General features: G+C 40.9%; 16 protein-coding genes and 3 pseudogenes. 3 read left to right on the plus strand and 16 right to left on the minus strand.

Annotated elements, in window-relative coordinates; all coding sequences use genetic code 11:
• Positions 1–61: 61 nt before the first annotated feature.
• From ACZ8ZH_RS11500 to ACZ8ZH_RS11510, 3 genes and pseudogenes are all read right to left on the minus strand, one after another.
• Positions 62–1,696 carry an arylsulfatase gene (locus ACZ8ZH_RS11500; protein ID WP_213069986.1) on the minus strand — a complete coding sequence of 545 codons (1,635 nt, stop codon included), beginning with the start codon at positions 1,694–1,696 and terminating at the stop codon, positions 62–64.
• 662 nt (positions 1,697–2,358) lie between these two features.
• A pseudogene (locus tag ACZ8ZH_RS11505) lies at positions 2,359–2,520 on the minus strand (rubredoxin).
• A pseudogene (locus ACZ8ZH_RS11510) lies at positions 2,517–2,888 on the minus strand (alkane 1-monooxygenase); the annotation flags it as partial. The pseudogenes ACZ8ZH_RS11510 and ACZ8ZH_RS11505, both read right to left, overlap by 4 nt.
• A 248-nt stretch (positions 2,889–3,136) precedes the next feature.
• Here ACZ8ZH_RS11510 and ACZ8ZH_RS11515 point away from each other — a divergent pair.
• Positions 3,137–4,099, plus strand: coding sequence for a hypothetical protein (locus ACZ8ZH_RS11515; protein WP_470247731.1), 963 nt, complete (start codon positions 3,137–3,139; stop codon positions 4,097–4,099).
• A 3-nt stretch (positions 4,100–4,102) separates the two neighbouring features.
• Positions 4,103–4,975: an arginase family protein gene (locus ACZ8ZH_RS11520; RefSeq protein ID WP_119063678.1), complete on the plus strand. Its 873-nt coding sequence runs from the start codon at positions 4,103–4,105 to the stop codon at positions 4,973–4,975.
• Positions 4,976–5,073: 98 nt separating this feature from the next.
• Here ACZ8ZH_RS11520 and ACZ8ZH_RS11525 read toward each other — a convergent pair whose 3' ends face one another.
• The 10 genes from ACZ8ZH_RS11525 to ACZ8ZH_RS11570 all read right to left on the minus strand — a co-directional run bounded on the left by ACZ8ZH_RS11525 (position 5,074) and on the right by ACZ8ZH_RS11570 (position 15,614).
• Positions 5,074–5,430: a hypothetical protein gene (locus ACZ8ZH_RS11525; protein WP_086208333.1), complete on the minus strand. Its 357-nt coding sequence runs from the start codon at positions 5,428–5,430 to the stop codon at positions 5,074–5,076.
• Between the two features lie 39 nt (positions 5,431–5,469).
• A complete protein-coding gene (locus ACZ8ZH_RS11530) occupies positions 5,470–6,459 on the minus strand; it encodes a hypothetical protein (protein WP_086208334.1) in 990 nt (329 codons plus the stop codon).
• An 85-nt stretch (positions 6,460–6,544) separates the two neighbouring features.
• On the minus strand, positions 6,545–6,961 hold the full coding sequence (locus tag ACZ8ZH_RS11535; protein ID WP_119063679.1) for a roadblock/LC7 domain-containing protein: 417 nt from the start codon (positions 6,959–6,961) through the stop codon (positions 6,545–6,547).
• A 13-nt stretch (positions 6,962–6,974) separates the two neighbouring features.
• Complete coding sequence (locus ACZ8ZH_RS11540) at positions 6,975–7,517, minus strand: GTP-binding protein (protein WP_086208336.1); 543 nt, start codon at positions 7,515–7,517, stop codon at positions 6,975–6,977.
• A gap of 714 nt (positions 7,518–8,231) precedes the next feature.
• The gene (locus tag ACZ8ZH_RS11545) at positions 8,232–9,290 is read right to left on the minus strand and encodes an enoyl-CoA hydratase/isomerase family protein (RefSeq protein WP_086208337.1); all 1,059 of its coding nucleotides are present in this window, start codon (positions 9,288–9,290) and stop codon (positions 8,232–8,234) included.
• Positions 9,291–9,303: 13 nt separating this feature from the next.
• Positions 9,304–10,107: an enoyl-CoA hydratase gene (locus tag ACZ8ZH_RS11550; protein ID WP_119063680.1), complete on the minus strand. Its 804-nt coding sequence runs from the start codon at positions 10,105–10,107 to the stop codon at positions 9,304–9,306.
• Between the two features lie 95 nt (positions 10,108–10,202).
• A complete protein-coding gene (locus tag ACZ8ZH_RS11555) occupies positions 10,203–11,327 on the minus strand; it encodes an acyl-CoA dehydrogenase family protein (RefSeq protein WP_119063697.1) in 1,125 nt (374 codons plus the stop codon).
• Positions 11,328–11,453: 126 nt separating this feature from the next.
• Complete coding sequence (locus tag ACZ8ZH_RS11560; protein ID WP_470247732.1) at positions 11,454–13,109, minus strand: AMP-binding protein; 1,656 nt, start codon at positions 13,107–13,109, stop codon at positions 11,454–11,456.
• 85 nt (positions 13,110–13,194) lie between these two features.
• Complete coding sequence (mmsB, locus tag ACZ8ZH_RS11565) at positions 13,195–14,085, minus strand: 3-hydroxyisobutyrate dehydrogenase (RefSeq protein ID WP_119063682.1); 891 nt, start codon at positions 14,083–14,085, stop codon at positions 13,195–13,197.
• A gap of 11 nt (positions 14,086–14,096) precedes the next feature.
• Positions 14,097–15,614 carry a CoA-acylating methylmalonate-semialdehyde dehydrogenase gene (locus ACZ8ZH_RS11570; RefSeq protein ID WP_119063683.1) on the minus strand — a complete coding sequence of 506 codons (1,518 nt, stop codon included), beginning with the start codon at positions 15,612–15,614 and terminating at the stop codon, positions 14,097–14,099.
• A gap of 168 nt (positions 15,615–15,782) precedes the next feature.
• Between ACZ8ZH_RS11570 and ACZ8ZH_RS11575 the strand changes: the two are divergent.
• A pseudogene (locus ACZ8ZH_RS11575) lies at positions 15,783–16,663 on the plus strand (LysR family transcriptional regulator).
• Between the two features lie 157 nt (positions 16,664–16,820).
• Here the strand turns inward: ACZ8ZH_RS11575 and ACZ8ZH_RS11580 are convergent.
• From ACZ8ZH_RS11580 to ACZ8ZH_RS11590, 3 genes are read right to left on the minus strand one after another with little or no spacing between them, the layout of a single operon-like run.
• On the minus strand, positions 16,821–18,152 hold the full coding sequence (locus tag ACZ8ZH_RS11580) for an MATE family efflux transporter (protein ID WP_119063684.1): 1,332 nt from the start codon (positions 18,150–18,152) through the stop codon (positions 16,821–16,823).
• A gap of 38 nt (positions 18,153–18,190) precedes the next feature.
• Complete coding sequence (locus ACZ8ZH_RS11585) at positions 18,191–19,318, minus strand: siderophore-interacting protein (RefSeq protein ID WP_119063685.1); 1,128 nt, start codon at positions 19,316–19,318, stop codon at positions 18,191–18,193.
• Positions 19,319–19,354: 36 nt separating this feature from the next.
• The gene (locus ACZ8ZH_RS11590; RefSeq protein WP_119063686.1) at positions 19,355–20,578 is read right to left on the minus strand and encodes an MFS transporter; all 1,224 of its coding nucleotides are present in this window, start codon (positions 20,576–20,578) and stop codon (positions 19,355–19,357) included.
• Positions 20,579–20,599: the final 21 nt, after the last annotated feature.

The following is a 20,599-nucleotide window of genomic DNA, read 5'->3' on the forward strand; positions in this document are numbered from 1 at the left end:
GTCACTGTGAGTGATTGCATCGCTTTTTGTTCTAGTGAATAGAATCTTTGCTCAAACTGAATTAAGGCACACCCAAACCAATGTCTTTGGCTGGATATTTCTGAAAGGTGCTCATGTGATAACGCACCAGATTCAGGGCACGTGGATAACCCCATTCAAACCCATGATGGCTTGGAATTTGCTCTTTGGGGTCAAGGTATAAGTTGTATGCCCACGGTGCTGGGTTGGCGACTGCCAACAAAGTACTATCAATATTTTTACGTGGCGAAGTAGTATCCATCACTTTGAAATGCACTTTAAACTCATTCCAACGCAGTGATGTGAACTGATTGCCTGAATAGAAGTATGAAGTTTCACGGTTTGACTCACCGTCATCAGCCAGTAGGAAACTGGTTTGGTCGATACCATCAAAGTAACGATCTTTCGGGATTTGATTTGTTTGCTCACCTAGTGCAACGGATGTGTTAAATAAGTCAAGAATGTCAAAAAGACCGTCGCTAACACGTCCCTCTTTGATCATGCCTGGCCAATACGCAATACCCGGTACACGAATTCCCCCTTCCCATGTGGTGCCTTTCCCCCCTTTCCATGGATGAAACCCAGAATCTGGCCAAACATCTTCATTGGCTCCGTTGTCTGAGGTAAAGAACACGACTGTATTTTCAAGCTGACCTGTATCTTTCAGCGTCTTCATAAGACGACCAACGATATCATCGACCTCAATCACCCCATCCTTATAGGGATATTTTGCGGGGCTCTTGCCTGCATAACCCGGAGCAGGATAATTATCATTATGTAATCGTGAAAATGAATGTATCAGATAAAACGGCTCATTCTTTTTACCTGCACGACGGATAAAACTGTCGGAGTAATCTGCAAATTTTTGATCCATTTTGCTGATGTCATCAATAGTTTTAATCGACTGCTCAACCTTTAGCGCCCCGCCTTTGACGCCACTGGTAATTTCAGGAGGCTGAATCGTGCACATTGCTTCTAAACGCTCAGGGTCGTGGATTAAATTTGGATATAAACGTTCATCGGTCATCTCGGTTAAGTTCGATACCACTTGCAAGAAACCGAAGTATTCGTCATAACCATTTTGCTGTGGGTAAGCTCCATCAATTTCACCCAAATGCCATTTTCCCACCATGCCCGTGCGGTAGCCCGCTTTGTCGAGAAGACCTGCTGCAGTAACTTCACCCTCCCACGGATTTGCTTTGAGTTTTTCACCTGTCAAAATAGGACGGACCAACCCTGTACGTATTGGCAGACGACCTGTCATCATTGCAGCGCGAGAAGGCGTACTCAGTGGTTGTGCATAGAATGAGGTAAAACGCAAACCCCCTTGTGCCAATTTATCAATATTTGGTGTCGGTGCACCCACCGTTTCACCTCCACCATTCACACCAATATCCCCCCACCCCATATCATCAACAATGAAAATCAAAATATTAGGAGTACGCCCTGTTTTTTGTTTATATGCCTCAATTTTTTTCTGGGCTACCACGCTCTGCACAGGATGAATAATCGCAGGTTCCATATGCTCAGAACTGACTACTGCTTTCAAAAAAGGATCGTTCGCAATCGTCTTCCCTGTTTGATATGTTTTCGCAGATGCAGCATGTGCTGTTGTTATTGCTACCGACAATAAGCTAGTGCCGATAGATAAACACAGCTTAGACTTCATAATACGCATGGTATCCTCCTTGACCGTTTTTAAGATAAAAGTATCCCTTCCGACTTTTGCCAGAACTTATTTCTTAGAAATTTAATCTGTATAAAATTTATTAAAGTTCAATTATTTATGTATACTTATTTTTAAATTCTCTATAAATAAATGTTGCAATCTATGTATCAAAACCTGCATAGCTAAAAATTATTTTTACAGTAAATAATGTGCTAAAGACCACTCACTAAAAATAGGGCATAGCAATAAAAAAAGGGGGGCAATCTTGGTAACTTTAAGTCGTGGTGAAGCCAAAATTTCGTCTAGTGTTATACAAACAAGTTGATTAACCATCTTGGTTCTAATCCTTTAAAGAAAATATGTTTGCGATTTTCGAAGTTATTGAGTTCTACACATTCGATTTCACATCGTTATTTTTAATCATCTCAATATTTTAAAGGAATCCACACTCCTCCATGACCATGGCTTTCTTTAAAATATGGCTTATGACTTCTACTCAGTCCTTGAGTAATAAATCTGCTTGAAAAGATTAACAGTCTTGAAATGAAGAACAACCATGCGAAAGAATGGTTATAGAATGGTTTGATAGAAAAATCATCCCATAGAAGAATTTTGGGCACGGCTAAAGTGAATCACAGCGCCCATATCATAATGTGGTGCGTATTTACTGCTTAGATTTCTAACATATCAAAGTCAGCTTTAGCCCCCACAGTCAGGACAAGTCCAGTTTTCAGGCACATCCTGCCACGCTCTAGCTGCTACAAAACCTTCTTGCGGCCAACCTGATTGTTCATCATAGATAAACCACAAACCAAACATTGATAACGTTTCATCCTACATCCTCTTGAGTCCTAACTTGCTCTGATGTAATGGATGATTTAGACAGTAAAGTGGTAAATTTTTGATGAATTCTTTTTTGGGATTTTGGATCAATATTTATTTTGCTTAAGATCCTTGCATAGTGTTCGACTACCCGCTGATCCATCAGTTTAAACCACCACTTCGAAATCAAGGCAGGTAAAATCATGGCGGCATAACCTGCGGGAAGTTGAGGTACATCTTCATAATTTCTCAGCGTTTGAAAACTACGTGTTGGATAAACATGATGATCTGAATGGCATTGTAACTGATATAAAAATAGGTGGGCGACTAAATTATTATCGTTCCAACTATGCTCAGGTTGAGTGCGCGTATATGCTTCAGCAGCCAATTTTTGAGAACATTTAAGGCTGAGTTTGCTACACACCATAATGCTATAGAGCCCATCGTCAGCTCCAAACAAACACCGCTAAGTGAACTATCCGTTCATATCTAAAATGCAATGAAAAAACCAAACATTTTAAAAACATCAAATACAGTACTGATTAAGATTTTTTAGTTAAATATTCAAATCAGTTCTTGATAAAACTGTATAATAAATCAGATCTTAAAGTTATTTTTGGGGCAAGGATGCGCGAGACAGATCACGAAATTATTCAACTCTTTAAACAACATGTTTTCCCTCTGTCTACGAAGCTGGCTGAAATGTTAAATGAACATTTCTCACATCAGGCTGAACGTCGAGGTTGCGGTTATACACAAGCCACACGTGTTTTAGCTGAATACATCAACAGCCCACGCTTGAGCCAAGACTTCATCGACTTAAAATTGTTCGATCAATATGATACCAAAGCGTTGAAGGCACTACTTGAACAGTCTCAATATCTAATTTCAGACTGGCATAACTTAGACCTCAATGAAAATTTACAACAACATTTGGCTGGCCCAAATTCCACATTTCTTTCAGCACAAATACATGACCATTTTGAAAGACAGAAAAATTTAAGACACATTGCAGCACAAGCTCAATTAGAAGAAAGTCAGATTTTATGCCAACTGATTGCAGATATTATTTTACCTCAAACCTCAACTAACACAGGTTTAGTCGAATTAAAGACTCGAACAGAAAAGCCTAAAGTCGGCTCATGCCCAATGGCTGAAAACTTCTTCCTTAAAATTGCCCATGGACGAGTACTAAGACAAGGTGAAATCAATATCTTTGTAGATGAGGAACAGCAACCCCTCTTACTAGAAAAACTGAACATGGGAGATGATCACTCTTGTATTAGTCTCAAACCTATACTAATGAATGGTGTTTGTTTGCCAGCAGGCTCATTATTTTCGGTCGATTATGATCGAGATGCCATTCAAAACAAAACTCAAAATAAACAGTTTAAAGGCTATGTTATCCCCTACACAGAAGTAAGTGGGTTTTGGTTCTTACGACTCACGACTTTGGCAGTGTCTCCTGAAAATCGGTCAAGAGCCTTTACAACCCACTATCAACAGCAAATTGACAATGGTTTATATAGTCCTGGAACCACGCGATTACAACAACTGCTTGATGTCGCCACTGCGCAAGTGAAGAACTAAACTATGTTAAACGTCTGCTACTCACCTCAATACTACGCTCGCACTCATACCAATAGTATGGAAAAATTGACGGCGGTGGCGGAAGCACTAAATGATTTAGGCATAGTGCAATTTCATACACCGAAGAAAATTTCTACAGACATACTAAAGCAACTCCATGACCCTAAGTATGTAGAAGCCTTTGATACAGGACTGCCTGAAAAGTTAGCAACACTACAAGGGTTTAAACCTTGGAATCCTCAACTCCGTGATGCAGTTTATCACATCAATGCAGGTCAAATTCTGGCTGCAGAGTTGGCTTGGGAACACCAAATCTCAGCCAATATTGCTCAAGGATTTCATCATGCCGTTTATGAGTTTGGGGGTTCTTTTTGTAGCTTTAATGGACTGGCTTTAGTGGCTCAACAATTCCCAGATAAACGTATCTTTGTGATTGATTGTGATCAACATGGAGGCAATGGAACAGCAGAATTTACTCGTCGCTTGAGCAATCTTTTTAATTATAGTATCTATGGTTTGGCTTTTGGCTGTCCAACTTATGAACGAGCTGAAACCTATCATATTCATAAAACCAATGGAAATTTTAGTCAGTATATCCTAGCGATTCACCAAGCTTTTAGCCTCGCTTTGGAGTGGAAAGCTGATTTGATTATTTTTCAGGCAGGCATGGACTGCCATCAAAATGACCCTTGCGGTTCTTCATGGTTTAGTACGGAACTTATTCAAAAACGAGATGAAATCGTATTTCGTTTAGCCCAAAAGCACCAATTTCCACTAATGTTTGTTTTAGCTGGCGGTTATCAAAGGCTACCTGAACTGGTCAAACTGCATGTCAGTACCTTTCAAACAGCCTACAAAACCTACTATGCCAAGTAGGGATCGCAGTATTTAGTACACTCACCAGTGCCAACCTATAACGCATAAAAAATGCCAGCATATCGAAATATACTAGCATGGCTAATTACTCTAGAAAATCAAGAAAAATCAAGTGATTTTTCAAAACCTTTTAACTCATAACGAGCCATTGCCAAGTTTGATTTAGAACGATCTAAAACTAAATATAAGAACAACGCTTCATTCGTATCCAAAGGACGAATCAAGTGATACTGCTTACCTAAAGTAATTAAAATATCTTCAATGTTGTCATTTAATTGTAAAGCCTTCGCAACTTTACGCTTAGAACGAATAACTTCAGTATTACCTGCTGCTGCTAATTCTAAGTCTACCCCACCGCCTTGAGTCGCAAGTGCTAGACCACTCTCACTATCAACAAGTGCAGCAGCAACAAAACCATCAAGACCTGTTAACGCATCTAAACTAATACGCGCCATATTATTTTACCTCTAGTTATAGGGTTACCCCGGAAAAAATCAAAGACCAAGTTTTCTACGTAACTTTCCAATAAAGCCACGTAGTTTATTCATTTGACCAGTTTCTACTTGTTTTGTATCTATATGATACTTCACTTCATTTTGATCAATAAAACGACCTAATTGCAGTAAAACAGCACATGCTACAAAATTCAATACTTTTTCATTACTTAAATTCAGAGCCTGTTTTACATCTGCAATATGAGCACCCTGTGAAAAACAGGCAGCTATTTTTAAAAAGTCACGGCGTTGCAAATCTTTTTCAAACTGTGGCCAAATATCAAGCTTAAAATTCTGATTAAGATCTACCTTCGGTAAATCCATTGATGGCGAGGAATTTACAACCTTCCATAACCACACTCTTAAGTCATAGACTTCTTTGTCTTTTATCGTATCTTGTACAATTTGTGCCGTTGCATAGGTTTGATTCAATGTTTCATTAAATTGAATCGTTTTATTCGGATTGACCCAAACACGCTCCGTACGCGTATCTACCAATGCAAGAAAACCTTGTGCATCAAATAACTGAATATACCCATTGCGTGGAATAAAGATTTCATTAAATACTTGTTCCGTCGTCATTTCAGGGTTTAAAACCGTCAGTGGTGTCAGCTGCGTATGTGTCATTTCCATGGATGGTATTTCAAATGACATCAACTCTGACTGTGGAATGACTTTTTTGAATAACCAATCACGTAAATATTCAGCATTAGGCAGAGGATAAAATAACTGATCCCCTACAATTCGTCCTGCATTCTCTACCTTTTTAACCAAACGTAGATAAGCAACACTCTGAAGAGATAAAAGTTTTTGAATGCCAGGTGCGTTAAAAAAGGCATCATTAACGAGTAACAAATCAATTTCTTGTTCAGCAAGATTTACCCAATTCACATTCATATTTTTAGGTAAAGAAAGTAATATCTGTGTTTTGATTTGATCTAATGAATTCAAACTTAAACCAAATATCGCAATATTTAATACATTTTTCATTCATGAACCCACTAAAAAATCATCTATCGAGATCATGACTGCACGCCATTTCACTCTAAACAAAAAAAGTTCAACCGCATCCATTTTATGAGGCAATGCTCAATTGTTGGCTTGCCAATTTTTCACTTAATTCTTTGTAGTAATACAACATTTGTCCAATCAAAATATCTGTGCTGGTTACAGCAACCATCACCATTGGATATTTCGAGTGATTAACTGCCGTTAAAAATACTTTTCCATTTTCAGCATCAAGCGTAATTGTCTGACAACCCACAAGTTGGATTTCTGAAATAAAAGCAGAAACCATCGCCAAAATAGAGCTACTAACCGCTGCTATTTTTCCTTTATTTTCTATATTTTTTTTCGAAGCTAAGCAAAGTTCAAAGCCATCCGATGAACATAGCATGACAAAATCAATACCAGCAACAGTATTTAAAAAATGCTGTAATTCTAAATTTGCGTATTCAATCAACTCTTTCGGAATTTCACGAGGATTATTCATTTTTAGCTACCTATTAAATGACTGGCTCTGCTTGTAATTCTAGTGTTGCAATTAACGTTTCTATCATCAGCAAGACATCATCTTTTTTACGTGCATCTACCGCAAATAGTGGAAATTGTTTTTGATGTATTTGCATCCAATCACGGTAAATTTTCAGCTTATGCTCATGCTCTTCATCTAAATGAGTAATTCCCACCACAATATTTGAGCCATAATCTGCAAAAGCATTTAAATAAAATTCAAGATCTTTCAAACGGTCAGTTTGACTATGATCAATTAATACCACGGTCCCTATTGCCCCTTTACAAACAATGGACCACATGAAGTCAAAACGATCTTGACCAGGTGTCCCGTACAAACCAATTTTTGTACCGTCATCTAGACTAATTTCCCCATAATCAATGCCGACAGTCGTCAAAAATTTATGGTGTGCTTCTGTATCGGTATTGACAGCTTCGGTTGTTACTACAGAAATATCAGATAATGCTTGGATAGCAGCAGATTTTCCTGCCCCCATTGTTCCTCCAAAAACAATTTTATATTGCTGTAATATCATTCAGAAGTCCCAAATAGCGAAAAAGTGTGTACTGGTTCACATTATATTTTATTTGATTGACAAAAAACATCATTTTATAAACCATTTAGTAAAACTTAATTACATATTTCCCTACTTTTTGTATACCTTTTAATCTTATTTAGATGCATTTCTATATATTAAATAATGCTAAGTATATGTATTTTATATATAATAATTTTCACAAATAAGAATCATAATCAATTAGTATTAGATTGGCATTTTTTATCATGCAAAAATCAATCTTTTTATTAGATAATTAAATATATGTTAAACTTTTTTTCCAATCAATAAAAAAATACTTTTCACGTAAATATCAGTTCTTAAATACCCTCCTCTTTGCAAAATCATCGCTATCTGGAACAAATCTAATCTATAAAAGATGCAAATTCAGCGCGATGTAAACGGTTATTTACAAAATCATTTAAGTGAATTTAGCTTTTTATTAAGCTGAGCTGATTGCTAAAATACAAATAGAATGACTATCAAACCCTAGTAAAATTAGAAGAGTAAAAATATTTTATAGTGGCCTACGTGTTTTTTTATTTGCTGAAAGCACAAACCACTAAATCCTGATAGCGACAGACCATCAAGGTACATTTCAACATTAATGGTAATCTGCTTTAATTACTGCATGATTTTTCTGATCAAAAATCCTTCAACAACCTGAAAGATTTTTATCCCCTTAAGATCAACCTAAATTTTCACACTTACCTGCCGTTGCTGTGGTGAAGATGGCAATAAATTTTCGAACATTTGCATCAATTCAAAATTTTCTGTTTGCCATTTCGGTTGCTTGTCTTTATCAATCAGTAAGGCACGAACACCTTCAATCATGTCCCCTTGCTCAAACCAGATATCTTGTAAATCACGCTCTAACTGCATACATTGCTCTAAAGATAATCCACGACCTACATATTGAAGTTTTAAGCTGATTTGCTTGGCCAACAAAGAACGTTGTTGTAAATTGGCTAGGATTTTTTCAGCCCAATCCATATAGTCACTGTCTAATGTATTGGCTAAGCTGTCTTCAATATCCTGCAAATCTGCATGTGAAAAATGATGCCGAATCGCATCTTCATACTGTTTTAGTTCGCTAGGTGCAGGTTCTTTTAAATAACGCGCAATGGTCTGCTCAATCGACTGTTGGGTTAATTGCGTAGCATGCGCCAATTCTGTTTGTAGCTGTGCTAAGCGGTCACTCGGCACCAGATAATCAATTAAGTCTAAATGTAAGGCATCGCTACTACTGATCTGTTCACCCGTCACCGCCATATACACGCCCACATCGTCTAAACGAGAAAGGAAATGGGTTGCGCCCACATCGGGGAAAAAGCCGATCGCGGTTTCTGGCATGGCAAAACGAGATTTCTCACTACTAACAATGATATGGCAGGCTTGTGCCAAACCAAAACCACCGCCCAAAACATAGCCATCTAAAAACACCAGCACAGGTTTCGCATATTGGCGCAGGCTCTTCAGCATGTGATATTCATCAGCAAAATAGCGTTGATAGTTGGCAGTTCCATTTTGATAACTGTCATAGAGGAAGCGAATATCCCCCCCTGCACAAAAGGCTTTAGGGCTTTTGGAGTTAATCAAGACGGCTTGAACTTGATCATCCTCTCGCCATTGTTCTAGCTGCTGGCTAATGCCATGAATCATGTTTAAGGACAGTGCATTCAGATGACTCGCTCGATCTAGCGTAATCACGCCTAAATGCCCTTGCATGCTAATCTGTAAATTATTTTCCATGCGAAGACTCCTTTTATTGATTTTTAAATTGTGCTGGACGCTTTTCCACAAAGGCTTTCATGCCTTCTTTTTGATCAGACGTTGCAAAGATGGAATGGAAAGTACGACGTTCAAAGCGTAATCCCTCACTCAAACTCACCTCAAAGGCGCGATTAATACTTTCTTTAATCATCATGGTTGCAGTCAGGGATCGCTGTGCAATTTTTTCCGCAGCCTCTAGGGTATAGGCCAATAATTCATCTTTCGGTAGCACACGCGCCACTAAACCACTTTGTTCCGCCTCAATCGCACCCATTTGCCGTGCGGTTAAACACATTTCCATGGTTTTGGCTTTACCCAATGCCAACGTTAAACGCTGCGTTCCACCAATGCCAGGAATCACCCCAAGAGTTACTTCAGGCAAACCAAATTTGGCATTCTCCGCACAATAGATAAAATCGCACATCAATGCCAACTCACAACCGCCCCCCAGTGCATAACCACTCACCGCAGCGATCAAAGGTTTGCGACGCTGTGCAATCCGATCTGCCAAATGGAAAAAATCATCAAAATAGATATTCGGGAAATTCAGCTCTGCCATTTCTTTAATATCAGCACCTGCTGCAAAGGCTTTTTCCGAACCCGCCAACACCATACAGCCAATCTCAGCATCGCGTTCAAACTGGTCCAAGGCTTGGTTAATTTCAGCAATCAGTTGACTGTTCAAGGCATTTAACGCTTGAGGACGGTTCAGGGTAATCACCCCGACGCCTTTACGCTTTTCAACTAAAATCGTGTCCCACTGTAAATCTTCAATGAAAGTTTTTTCCCACTGCATGTTGCGATCCTTCTTCTATAAACCAGTGCACATATCTCTTGAAAAATCTCGCGATCGTTGACATGTGCAAGGGTCAGTTTTTTTCGATATTGGGTTTATAAACTACGGGCAATTACTAAGCGTTGAATATCACTGGTGCCTTCGTAAATCTGACAAATTCGGGCATCACGATAAATTCGCTCTATCGGGAAATCTTTTAGATAGCCATAACCCCCAAAGATTTGTAGAGCATTTGAACAGACCCGCTCAGTCATTTCAGAGGCAAACAACTTGGCCATCGAAGCTTCTGTCAAACACGGCTGACCTGCTTCTTTTAAACGCGCAGCCTGATGTACCAACTGACGTGCTGCGGCAATTTCTGTTGCCATACTGGCCAGTCGAAACGACACTGCTTGCTGTTCAAAAATGGGCTTACCGAATGCCACACGCTCCTTGGCATAACGCGTCGCTTCCTCCAAAGCGGCTCGCGCCAACCCAACAGCCTGCGCGGCAATCCCAATGCGCCCGCCCTCCAAATTAGACAAGGCAATTTTTAAACCTTCGCCCTCTTTGCCCAATAACATACTTTTGTGAACACGCACATCAGTCAAGGCAATTTGGCAGGTGTCAGATGCATGTAAACCTAATTTTTCTTCGACCCGAATGACTTCGTAGCCGGGTGTATTACGCGGGACTAAAAAAGCACTCATGCCTTTTTTCCCAGCGCTCGGATCAGTCACGGCAAACACGATAATCACGCCTGCGTTATGCCCTGAAGTAATAAATTGCTTGGCACCATTGATGATGTAATGGTCACCATCTTTCACGGCGCGGGTTTTAATGGCTGCGGCATCGGAACCGGTGTGTGGTTCAGTTAAAGCAAAAGCGCCAATCATTTCCCCTTTGGCTAAAGGCACCAGAAATTGTTGCTTTTGTTCTTCGGTGCCAAATTTCAAAATCGGCATGCAACCCACCGAATTATGCACACTCATAATGGCTGAAGTTGCACCATCAGCAGCGGCAATTTCTTCCAGCGCCAGTACATAGGCCAAGTTACCTGTTGCTGAACCACCCCATTCTTCAGGTACCAACATGCCCATAAAACCCAATTGCCCCATTTGCTGTAAAGCTTGCGCAGGGAAAGTCCCCTGTCGATCCCACTCACTGGCATGCGGTTTAATTTGTTCTTGGGCAAAACTTTTCGCCATGTCCTGAATCAGGACTTGTTCTTCAAAAAACATGCCTTGTCGATCCCACTCACTGGTATTTGGTTTCATCTGTTCTTGGGCAAAACTTTTCGCCTTGTCCTGACTCAGGACGTGTTCCTCAGTGAATTGCATAAATCCTTTCCTTACAATCTCTTCAATTTAAACAGTAGCCGCAGTTTGTTGCTTGGCAATTTCCTGATTACGCAGTAAAAAGCGTTGAATCTTCCCACTTGGTGTTTTGGGAAGTTCAGTCACAAACTCAATCAAACGCGGATAGGCATGGGCAGATAAGCGTTTTTTGACAAATTGGCTCAGTTCATTTTCGAGTTCAGTACTAGCCGCACTTTCACCAGATAAAATCACAAAAGCTTTAATCACTTCTGTACGCTCAGGATCAGGCACACCAATCACGGCGGCTTCAATCACTGCATCATGCTCTAGTAGTGCACTTTCGACATCAAAGGGGCCAACGCGATAGCCTGAAGTGGTAATCACATCATCACTGCGTCCGACAAAACTCATGCTGCCATCAGTATGAATTTCAGCTGTGTCACCGGTTAAATAATAATGTCCAATAAAGGGTGATTTACGGCTTTCTTGATAACCGCCAAACCACATCAGCGGAGACTGGCTTATATCTACCGCTAAAATTCCTGGGCTATCGGCACCTAACTCCTGACCCTGTTCATCTAGTGCCACGACACGATAGCCGGGACTGGCAAAACCAGCCGAACCTGCACGGACCTCATGTTCTAGCGCATGGTGATTACACACCACCATTCCCACTTCGGTTTGGCCATAGTGGTCAAATATCGGGGCATCTAATACTTGCTTGAACCAGCGGAACACTTCAGGATTTAATGGCTCACCTGCACTGCTGACGACACGAAATTTGCCACGGAGTTTCGCCATTTGCTTGGGATCAGCCGCCATCATCATACGGTAAGCTGTAGGTGCTCCCGCCAAATTATTCACGCCATAGTCATTTACAATCTGGCATAGACTATCGGCGGTAAACGCGCCTTCATAAAAAATGGTCGGATGACCCAATAAGAGCGGGCCAGTAATGCCGTAATACAATCCATAGGCCCAACCCGGATCGGCAATATTCCAAAATAAATCTTCTGCTCTTAAACCAATCGCATCTTGCATATAAGCACCAAATGCAATCAGAGCCTTCAGTGGCACTTGCAAAGGTTTAGCAGGGCCTGTCGTGCCTGAAGTGAACATCAACAAGAACGGATCTTGGATGTTCATCATCACCAATTCGCACTGATCAGATTGGCGATTAACCTCTGCCCAAAAGCTATAATCTCCTTGATACAAACCTGTGCCTTTGGCTCCCGTGACCGTCACAATGGCAGGGCAATCCTCTACTTCATTTAATTTGTCACGATTGCCCACATCAGTCACCACCAGTTTGCTTTGTGCCAACTGTAAACGGTGCTCAATGGCTTTCGGGCCGAACGCAGTAAATAAAGGTTGATAGACCGCACCAATTCTCCATGCCGCTAAAATGGTAATAATGAGCTCAGGCGTGCGTGGCAATAAACCAGAAATGCGGTCGCCTTTGCTCACCCCTTGCGACTTTAAAAAGTTGGCAAATTGGCTGGCACGTTGTTGTAACTCTCGAAAGGTATATTGCTCTTTACGACCATCTTTACCCTGCCAAAACAAAGCAATCTGCCCTGGCAAAGCATGCCGATCACAGCACTCATAACACGCATTCAGTGCATCGACTGAACCTGATAGAAACCGTTGCGCAGCCTGTTGTAAATCAAAGTTTTGCTGCGCTTGTTGATAATTTGAAGTCATCCTTTCACCTCAGTCACATTTTTTGTTATTCACGACAAGGGTTTTTTATCGGGTGCACTCATTGCACCCATGCATTTCTTTTAAATCAATTTTCTCGGGGTAAGTATTGCTGGATAATGCTGGAAAAATCTAAATGTGCATTGCCTTGCAAACACAGCTGTTGATACAACTGCTGTGCCAAACCACCGAGTAATACAGGTTGCTTGACTTGGCCTGCCGCTTCAATGGCCAAACCTAAATCTTTGAGCATGAGTTGCGAAGCAAAACCATCGGTATAACCACGTCCTGCGGGTGCATTCGGGCTAATATCAGGCCAAGGATTACAGATTTCAGAACTCCAGCAACGACCACTTGAACTATTGATTACCCCTGCCAGCGCATGTGTATCAATCCCCAGTCGACTGCCCAAAGCCATGCCTTCTGCCACGGCTGCCATGGAAATGCCCAAAATCATGTTATTGCAAATCTTCGCAATTTGCCCCGCACCGACTACACCGCAGTGCACGGTATTTTTGCCCATAAAGCTTAAAATCGGCTGCACGCGCTCATAGGTCGCATCATCGGCGCCGACCATAAAGGTGAGAGTGCCTGCTTTGGCACCAATGGTGCCACCAGATACAGGCGCATCACAAACTTGAACCTGATGCTTCAAGCCCTCAGTAGCAACATCTTTAATGGTTTGCGGGTCGATGGTACTCGAGTCAATACATAAGCTGCCTGCACGCATTACCGCCAGAATTCCAGTTTCACCCAAATATACCTCACGCACATGCTTGGCTGCGGGCAGCATGCTAATCACCACATCTGCCTGCTCAGCCGCAGCATGCGGGCTAGCGCACACCACACCGCCACTTTCAGCAAACTGTTGTAAGGCTTTTTCACTCAGGTCATAGCCCAACACTGTTTGCCCTGCTTTGAGCAGGTTCTGTGCCATCGAACCGCCCATATTCCCTAAACCAATGAAAGCTATCTTCATCTCGCTACTCCTTAGCGTAAACTGATGGTGGTATTCACTTCCCCTGCTTCTTGGCTGTCTTCAAACCAACGGCTGGTAATGGTTTTAGTTTGTGTATAGAACTGGACCGCTTGTTTGCCATAAGGACCTAAATCACCCAACTTCGAGCCACGCGAACCTGTAAAACTAAAGAATGGGACAGGGACTGGAATTGGAATATTGATGCCCACTTGACCAATATCAATACGGTTCTGGAAAGTCCGTGCAACTGCCCCACTTTGGGTAAATAAGCCCACACCATTACCAAATGGATTGGCATTGACCAGTTCAATCGCCTCATCCAAAGTCTCGACACAAAGAATGGTCAATACAGGGCCAAAGATTTCTTCTTTATAAATGCGCATATCCGTGGTGACATTGCTAAACACCGTTGCCCCAACAAAGTTGCCATTTTCATAGCCTTTGACTTGAATATCACGACCATCTAGCAGCAGTTCAGCACCTTGTTCTACACCACTGTTAATCAGATCAATCACACGGGCTTTGGCACGCGGTGAAATCACAGGGCCAATATCCGTATTTGGCTCATGTCCTGCATTCACGCTCAAGGTTTTGGCTTTTGCGACCAATTCATTGATCCAGTGTTTACTGTCACCGACCATGACTGCCACTGAAAGCGCCATACAACGTTGTCCTGCCGCGCCAAAGGCTGCACCGACCATGGCATTTAAGGTTTGTTCTTTATTAGCATCAGGCATCACCACCACATGGTTTTTCGCACCCATCATGGATTGCACACGCTTACCATGTTGGCCTGCCAAGTTATAGACATGCGTGCCAACAGCGGTCGAACCCACAAAAGAAATGGCTTTAATGTCTTGATGGGTACACAGGGCATCGACCACATCTTTACCACCATGCACCACATTCAGTACGCCTGCGGGAATACCAGCTTCGATTGCCAATTCGACCAACATCATGGTGGAGAGCGGATCTTGTTCAGATGGCTTCAAAACAAAGGTATTGCCGCAGACGATTGCCATGGGGAACATCCACAAAGGAATCATCGCTGGGAAGTTAAATGGTGTAATGCCCGCACACACTCCCAAAGGTTGTTGTAAGGTATAGGTATCTACACCACGTGCCACACCTTCGGTATATTCGCCCATTTGCAACGTGCCAATTGAACAGGCATGTTCCACCACTTCTAAACCACGCTGAATATCACCTTCCGCGTCGGCCAAGGTTTTACCTTGTTCGGCTGTGAGCACCTGTGCAATTTTCTTGGCATTGTCACGAATCAGTTGCTGTAGTTTCAGCATAATGCGCATACGCGCTTGAATCGGGGTTTCTCTCCAGCTCGCAAAGGCAGATTTTGCTGAGCTAATCGCAGCTTGTATTTCCTCTGGTGTTGCAAAAGGGACTAAACCAATCACTTCTTGGGTTGCAGGGTTAATAATGTCTTGCCACTGCTGGGTTTTAGACTCAATAAATTCACCGTTAATCAAAAGTTTAGCTGTAGTAATTTGGATTTTAGAAACCGTATTCATAACCTCTCCATAGGCCTTCATTTTTATTGTGTCACTGTGAAAACATACGACTTAAACCGTATATTCAATTTCTGCTTTTCAACTCAGACTAGCAAAGAAAACTTTGACCACCAATGCAGATTGGTGCACGATAGTTGTGCAATTTTGCACAGGATGTGGAAAATAAAAATGAAAGTAGATTGGGATCATCTGCAGTTTTTTTGGTCTTGGCACGCGCTAAAACCCTGACCAATGCAGCACGGATTATTGGCGTCGAACACAGTACCGTGGCACGACGCGTGCAGTCTTTAGAAGTCACTTTAGGTATGCCCCTGTTTAAACGTGAAGCCACTGGCTATGAACTCACTGCCGATGGCATGGCATTGGTTCCCCGTGTAGAGCAAATGGAACAGGCTTTTTTGCAAATTCAAAAACCACAACAGCCACTCGAAGGTCGTGTGCGAATTGGCGCACCTGAGGGTTTCGGCACAGCATTTTTAACTCAACTATTGGCCGAACTGTCATTGCAATTTCCACTGCTCACGATCGACCTAATTCCTGTGCCGAAGATGATCAAACTGTCGCATCGTGAAGCGGATATTGTGATTTCAATTGACCGCCCAAAATCGGGGCCATACATCATTACCCGACTAACAGATTATTGTTTAAAAATTTACGGCAGCAAAAGCTATCTGGCACAACATCCACCCATTCCAAATATGGACGATTTAGCTCATCACCGCTTTGTGAATTATATTGATGATCTAATTTATAGTTCGGAGCTATATTGCTTGGAACGCCTACCGATTCCTCTGACTGCAAACTTCCGCAGTAGTAGTATTTTGGCCCAGCAAATTGCAGTCAATGCAGGGGCAGGATTGGCCCTTTTGCCGAAATTTTTGGCGCATGATCAACCTGATTTGGTACAAGTTCTACCCGATCAGGTACGTTTCACACATACCTTTTGGATGCTGACTTTTGTCGACCTACAACACGAGCCACGGATTAAATTGGTTTGGGACTATTTACGCAAACAAGCAGACTTAAAACAAAGCGTGCTGATGGATTAGACCATCAGCAGTAAGTTCTTATTGGTCTTTCTCATCGCAATGTATCGAACTCATTATTCGAATAATGAAGTACAAATAAACTTATCCATGCGAAATAACCAATCACTCTTTTAGTTGAGCCTAGCTAGAAACTCTTATATTGATTGGTATCAAGATTTTATTTGAGTACCCAACGATAACTTTGAGCAGTTAATAATAATGCTGCCAAAAAAATCCCCATAATCATAATCTTCCATATCGTCATGACAGAGGGTTCAACCTGAAATGCCCCATTTATACCAAACATATAACTGAATGGAATAATGACCATCCAATAACAAAATAAAATGACAAACAAGGGCTGCGTGAATTGCTGCATTCCTCTTAATATTCCTGCTGCAACTGTTTGTAAAGCATCAAATATAAGAAAAATAGCCACATAGCACATCAGCGTTGCAGCAATCGTTACTACATCGCTATCCTGACTAAAAAATGCTGTCATTTGTCTTGCAAATTGACTTAGAATCCCTGCCACAACGATTGCATAAAAAAGAGTAAAAGCAGTAACGATGTAATATGACCAGCGCCTCTCTTTCCGATATTTCATCCCATTAAAATGAGCTATTCGAATGGTTGCAGCACTACTCATGGCAACAGGGATCATAATAATCACCATTGCAATATTAATTACAATTTGATGTGCTGCGATGACTTGTGTTCCAAGTCTGGCTGCAAAAAAGGCCAAAGTCGCGAGTGCTAAAACTTGTAAAACTAATGCACATCCAATCGGCATACCTTGTTTCAACAGTTCTATACTGTCAGATAAATTAGCAGTGCTCGTCTCAGTCCAAATACTCATTTCTGGTATACGCTTATGAACCCAATAACGCATAGTCAAACAACCAATGTAAGCACTGATAATCGTCGCCAAACCCGTGCCCATTCCTCCCATTTCGGGGAAAATACCAATCCCATGAACAAAAACATAACCCAATAATCCATCGCATATCAGCATGATGATAAAGCTCATTAGAATTGGATGAAGTTGGCTATATCCTTCACTGATAAAACGGTAAAAAACCATATAAACCAATGCAGGCATGGCAAATGCAATCAAATGTAAGTAATTCTTGCAAATTTTTGCAACATCAGGATCTGGGATAAACAATGGACATAAATATGCGAGAGCCTGTATAAACACAAAACCCAACATCGCCAACAGAAAAGATACTCTCTTTCCCTGCTGATATAATTGTGCTGTCTGTTGGCTATCCTCTTTATACTTTAAAAGCGAAAACTTTGGCACCAATACATATAAAATCCCAGTAAATAGAATGAAAACAGGTGCCCAAATATTACTACCCAAGCCAATAGCAGCTAAATCTAAATAATGATAACGACCTGCCACAATTGTATTAACTAAACCCAATAAAGCTTGACACAACTGAATAAGAATCAAAGGTAGTGCAAGTTGAAGAATGGGTACTGTGATATCTTTAACAATATTCATAGATAATTTGGTTACTCATACTCACAAATTGCTAAAAATCACTGAATACGTGCGTTCGTTTGAAAGCGCCAATAACCTTTAATATGATTATTTTTACCCTGTAGATTTAGGTCATTACGTACATAATGACGGATTGTTTTGGCAACTTTATTTTCCATTGCTCCCCATACGGCATCAATCTGCGGACATGCCTGAAGTATTAGGATTGTTTCATCCACCTGCTGCTCTAAAGTACCAACGACGGTTCTAAGCGTACAATGCTCAGGGAAAGTAAATGTCTGAAAATATTCAAGATCCTTTTCATCTGCACATAACAAAATAATGATTGGGTGAATAGGATTTAACCAAAAATCTAAAATACCAGCCAAAGCTGGGTAAGCAGTCTCATCCGCAATTAAGACCGTTTGTCCTTCAAGTAAATGCTCATGTTTATCATCTGTTTCTGTGCGACTTGAAATTAATGAGCCTGCTTGTAGTTGTTCCACCCATAGACTTCCAGGGCTGCGACCATGTGTAAAAATATCGACATAACCATAATGCAAATCTGCAGTTTGCTGATCTAGACTAAAAGCCTGACGTAACGTGTACAAGCGAATGTCTTTATTCATAGATTCCAATAATTTCTGACGCTTTGGACTAGAAAGATGCTTGAGGAGCCATAAAAAACCATGATCAAACGCATTTTTTAAGCGTCCGCTTTTATTCGACGTTTTTTGGGATAGCACAGGGACTTTCTCTAAAGCCTTTAAAATAAATCCATAAGCATAACCTGCATAATATTGCGGTAACGCTCGCTGACTTTTAATCGTCAAGCGTGTCATATTCTTGCTGACTTGCTCTTTTTGAATTACCTCAAAAAATTGGCGTGCGTTATGACTAAACTCAATTTTTTGTTTTGCAAAAGAGTTATAAGCTAAATATAAAATTTGCTCCTCAAGATCACCTTTTAATTCAAACTCAACAAAAAGCGGTTGCTCTCCTGTCAAATCTTGAATATGTAGCAAAATCCCCTCTTCATAAATATCCGCAATTGTGGCGTTACTGATTTGATCGTTTTTACCATAGGTTTGAGCAATAATTAAAAGCTCTTTGCTATGATCTTGGTTCACATGATCCATAATATCGAGCTTACGATCTTGATCTTGTATCGTGGTGTAATGTTTCATAAAAATTGCCTAAATATGCCTAAAGAAATCTCTGCTTCAAATCGTCAATTCTGGAGAGCTCTTGGGTAATAGTTTCCATACCAGTCCTGCTACGATTACTGCGCAAACAAAGGTCATGACCACCACAAATGTGTAGCCAAAATGTTGGGCTAACATGAGCCCCATCGCTGAGTAGGCAAAGCCCATAAATACAACTAGACTTAACTGTAAGCTGAAGAATGTAGCTCGAGCTGGCATAGTTGATGCGCGATCCATAATCAATGTAGATAAGGTCGCCATTAAGCCGGGGTTAGCAATAAAGTATCCAAAAATAGCCAGATAAACCAAAGCCTTAGACGTATACCCTAAAGTTAATGGAATGAATAATAAAAGTGTCCCACCCTGTAATAAGGTGAAAGTGATAAGTGCTGCTTTACGCTTTAATTTGTTGATGAATACTGTGGCGAGAAAAGCAGAAATGACACCGATCATCGAACCAAATACTTTGGTCGCAAAACCAATATCAGCCATAGACCATTTTGCATCGACCAACAGCGGATTTAGAATGCCAAACACAGCAGTAAAACCGATTGGATATAAAAACAGTAGGAAAAACCAAAGCCGATGTTGGATTAAAAAGAGCTTAAGTTGCGTCCATAGGCTCTTAAATTGAAGGCCTATACCTTGATGCGGGTTTTCCCATTTATTTTCAGGTTCTGAATAGAAAATAAGCTGGAACCATGTCATTGCCGTAAGCCCAGCCAATAACCATAAGGCTCCTTGCCACTGCAACCAAGGGTATAAAATGAGTAATAGACCACCACCAATAATATTGCCCAATAAATTACTGGCATATTGAATACTATTGGCAAATTGGCGTTCAGGTGCACTAAAAATTTTACATGCTAATCCATCAATTGAGACATCCTGTATACTCATAAACAAGGTATAAACAATAAACAGAATTAAGATCACACTAAATTGCTTATGAATATCCAATATGCCACAAATCAACAATAGTAGAGTCATGCACATCTGAGCAAGAATAAGCCAACTACGATACTGCCCCTGAAAGAAAAAACGGAAACTATCAATAAATGGTGCATATAAAACTTTGCCCAACATTGGAAGTGCAATTAAATTCATTAATGCCAATTTATCGAGTGCAATACCACTTTGCCTCAAAATGGCAAATGTGGCAGAAATCATAAAAGCGATACCAATATATTGCGTGGTATATACACTAATCAAAAGTGGCCAAGGCTTCGTATTTGCTTTCATAAACAATTTTCCAATGTTGAG

It is taken from the genome of Acinetobacter sp. SW-226, from assembly GCF_055632855.1.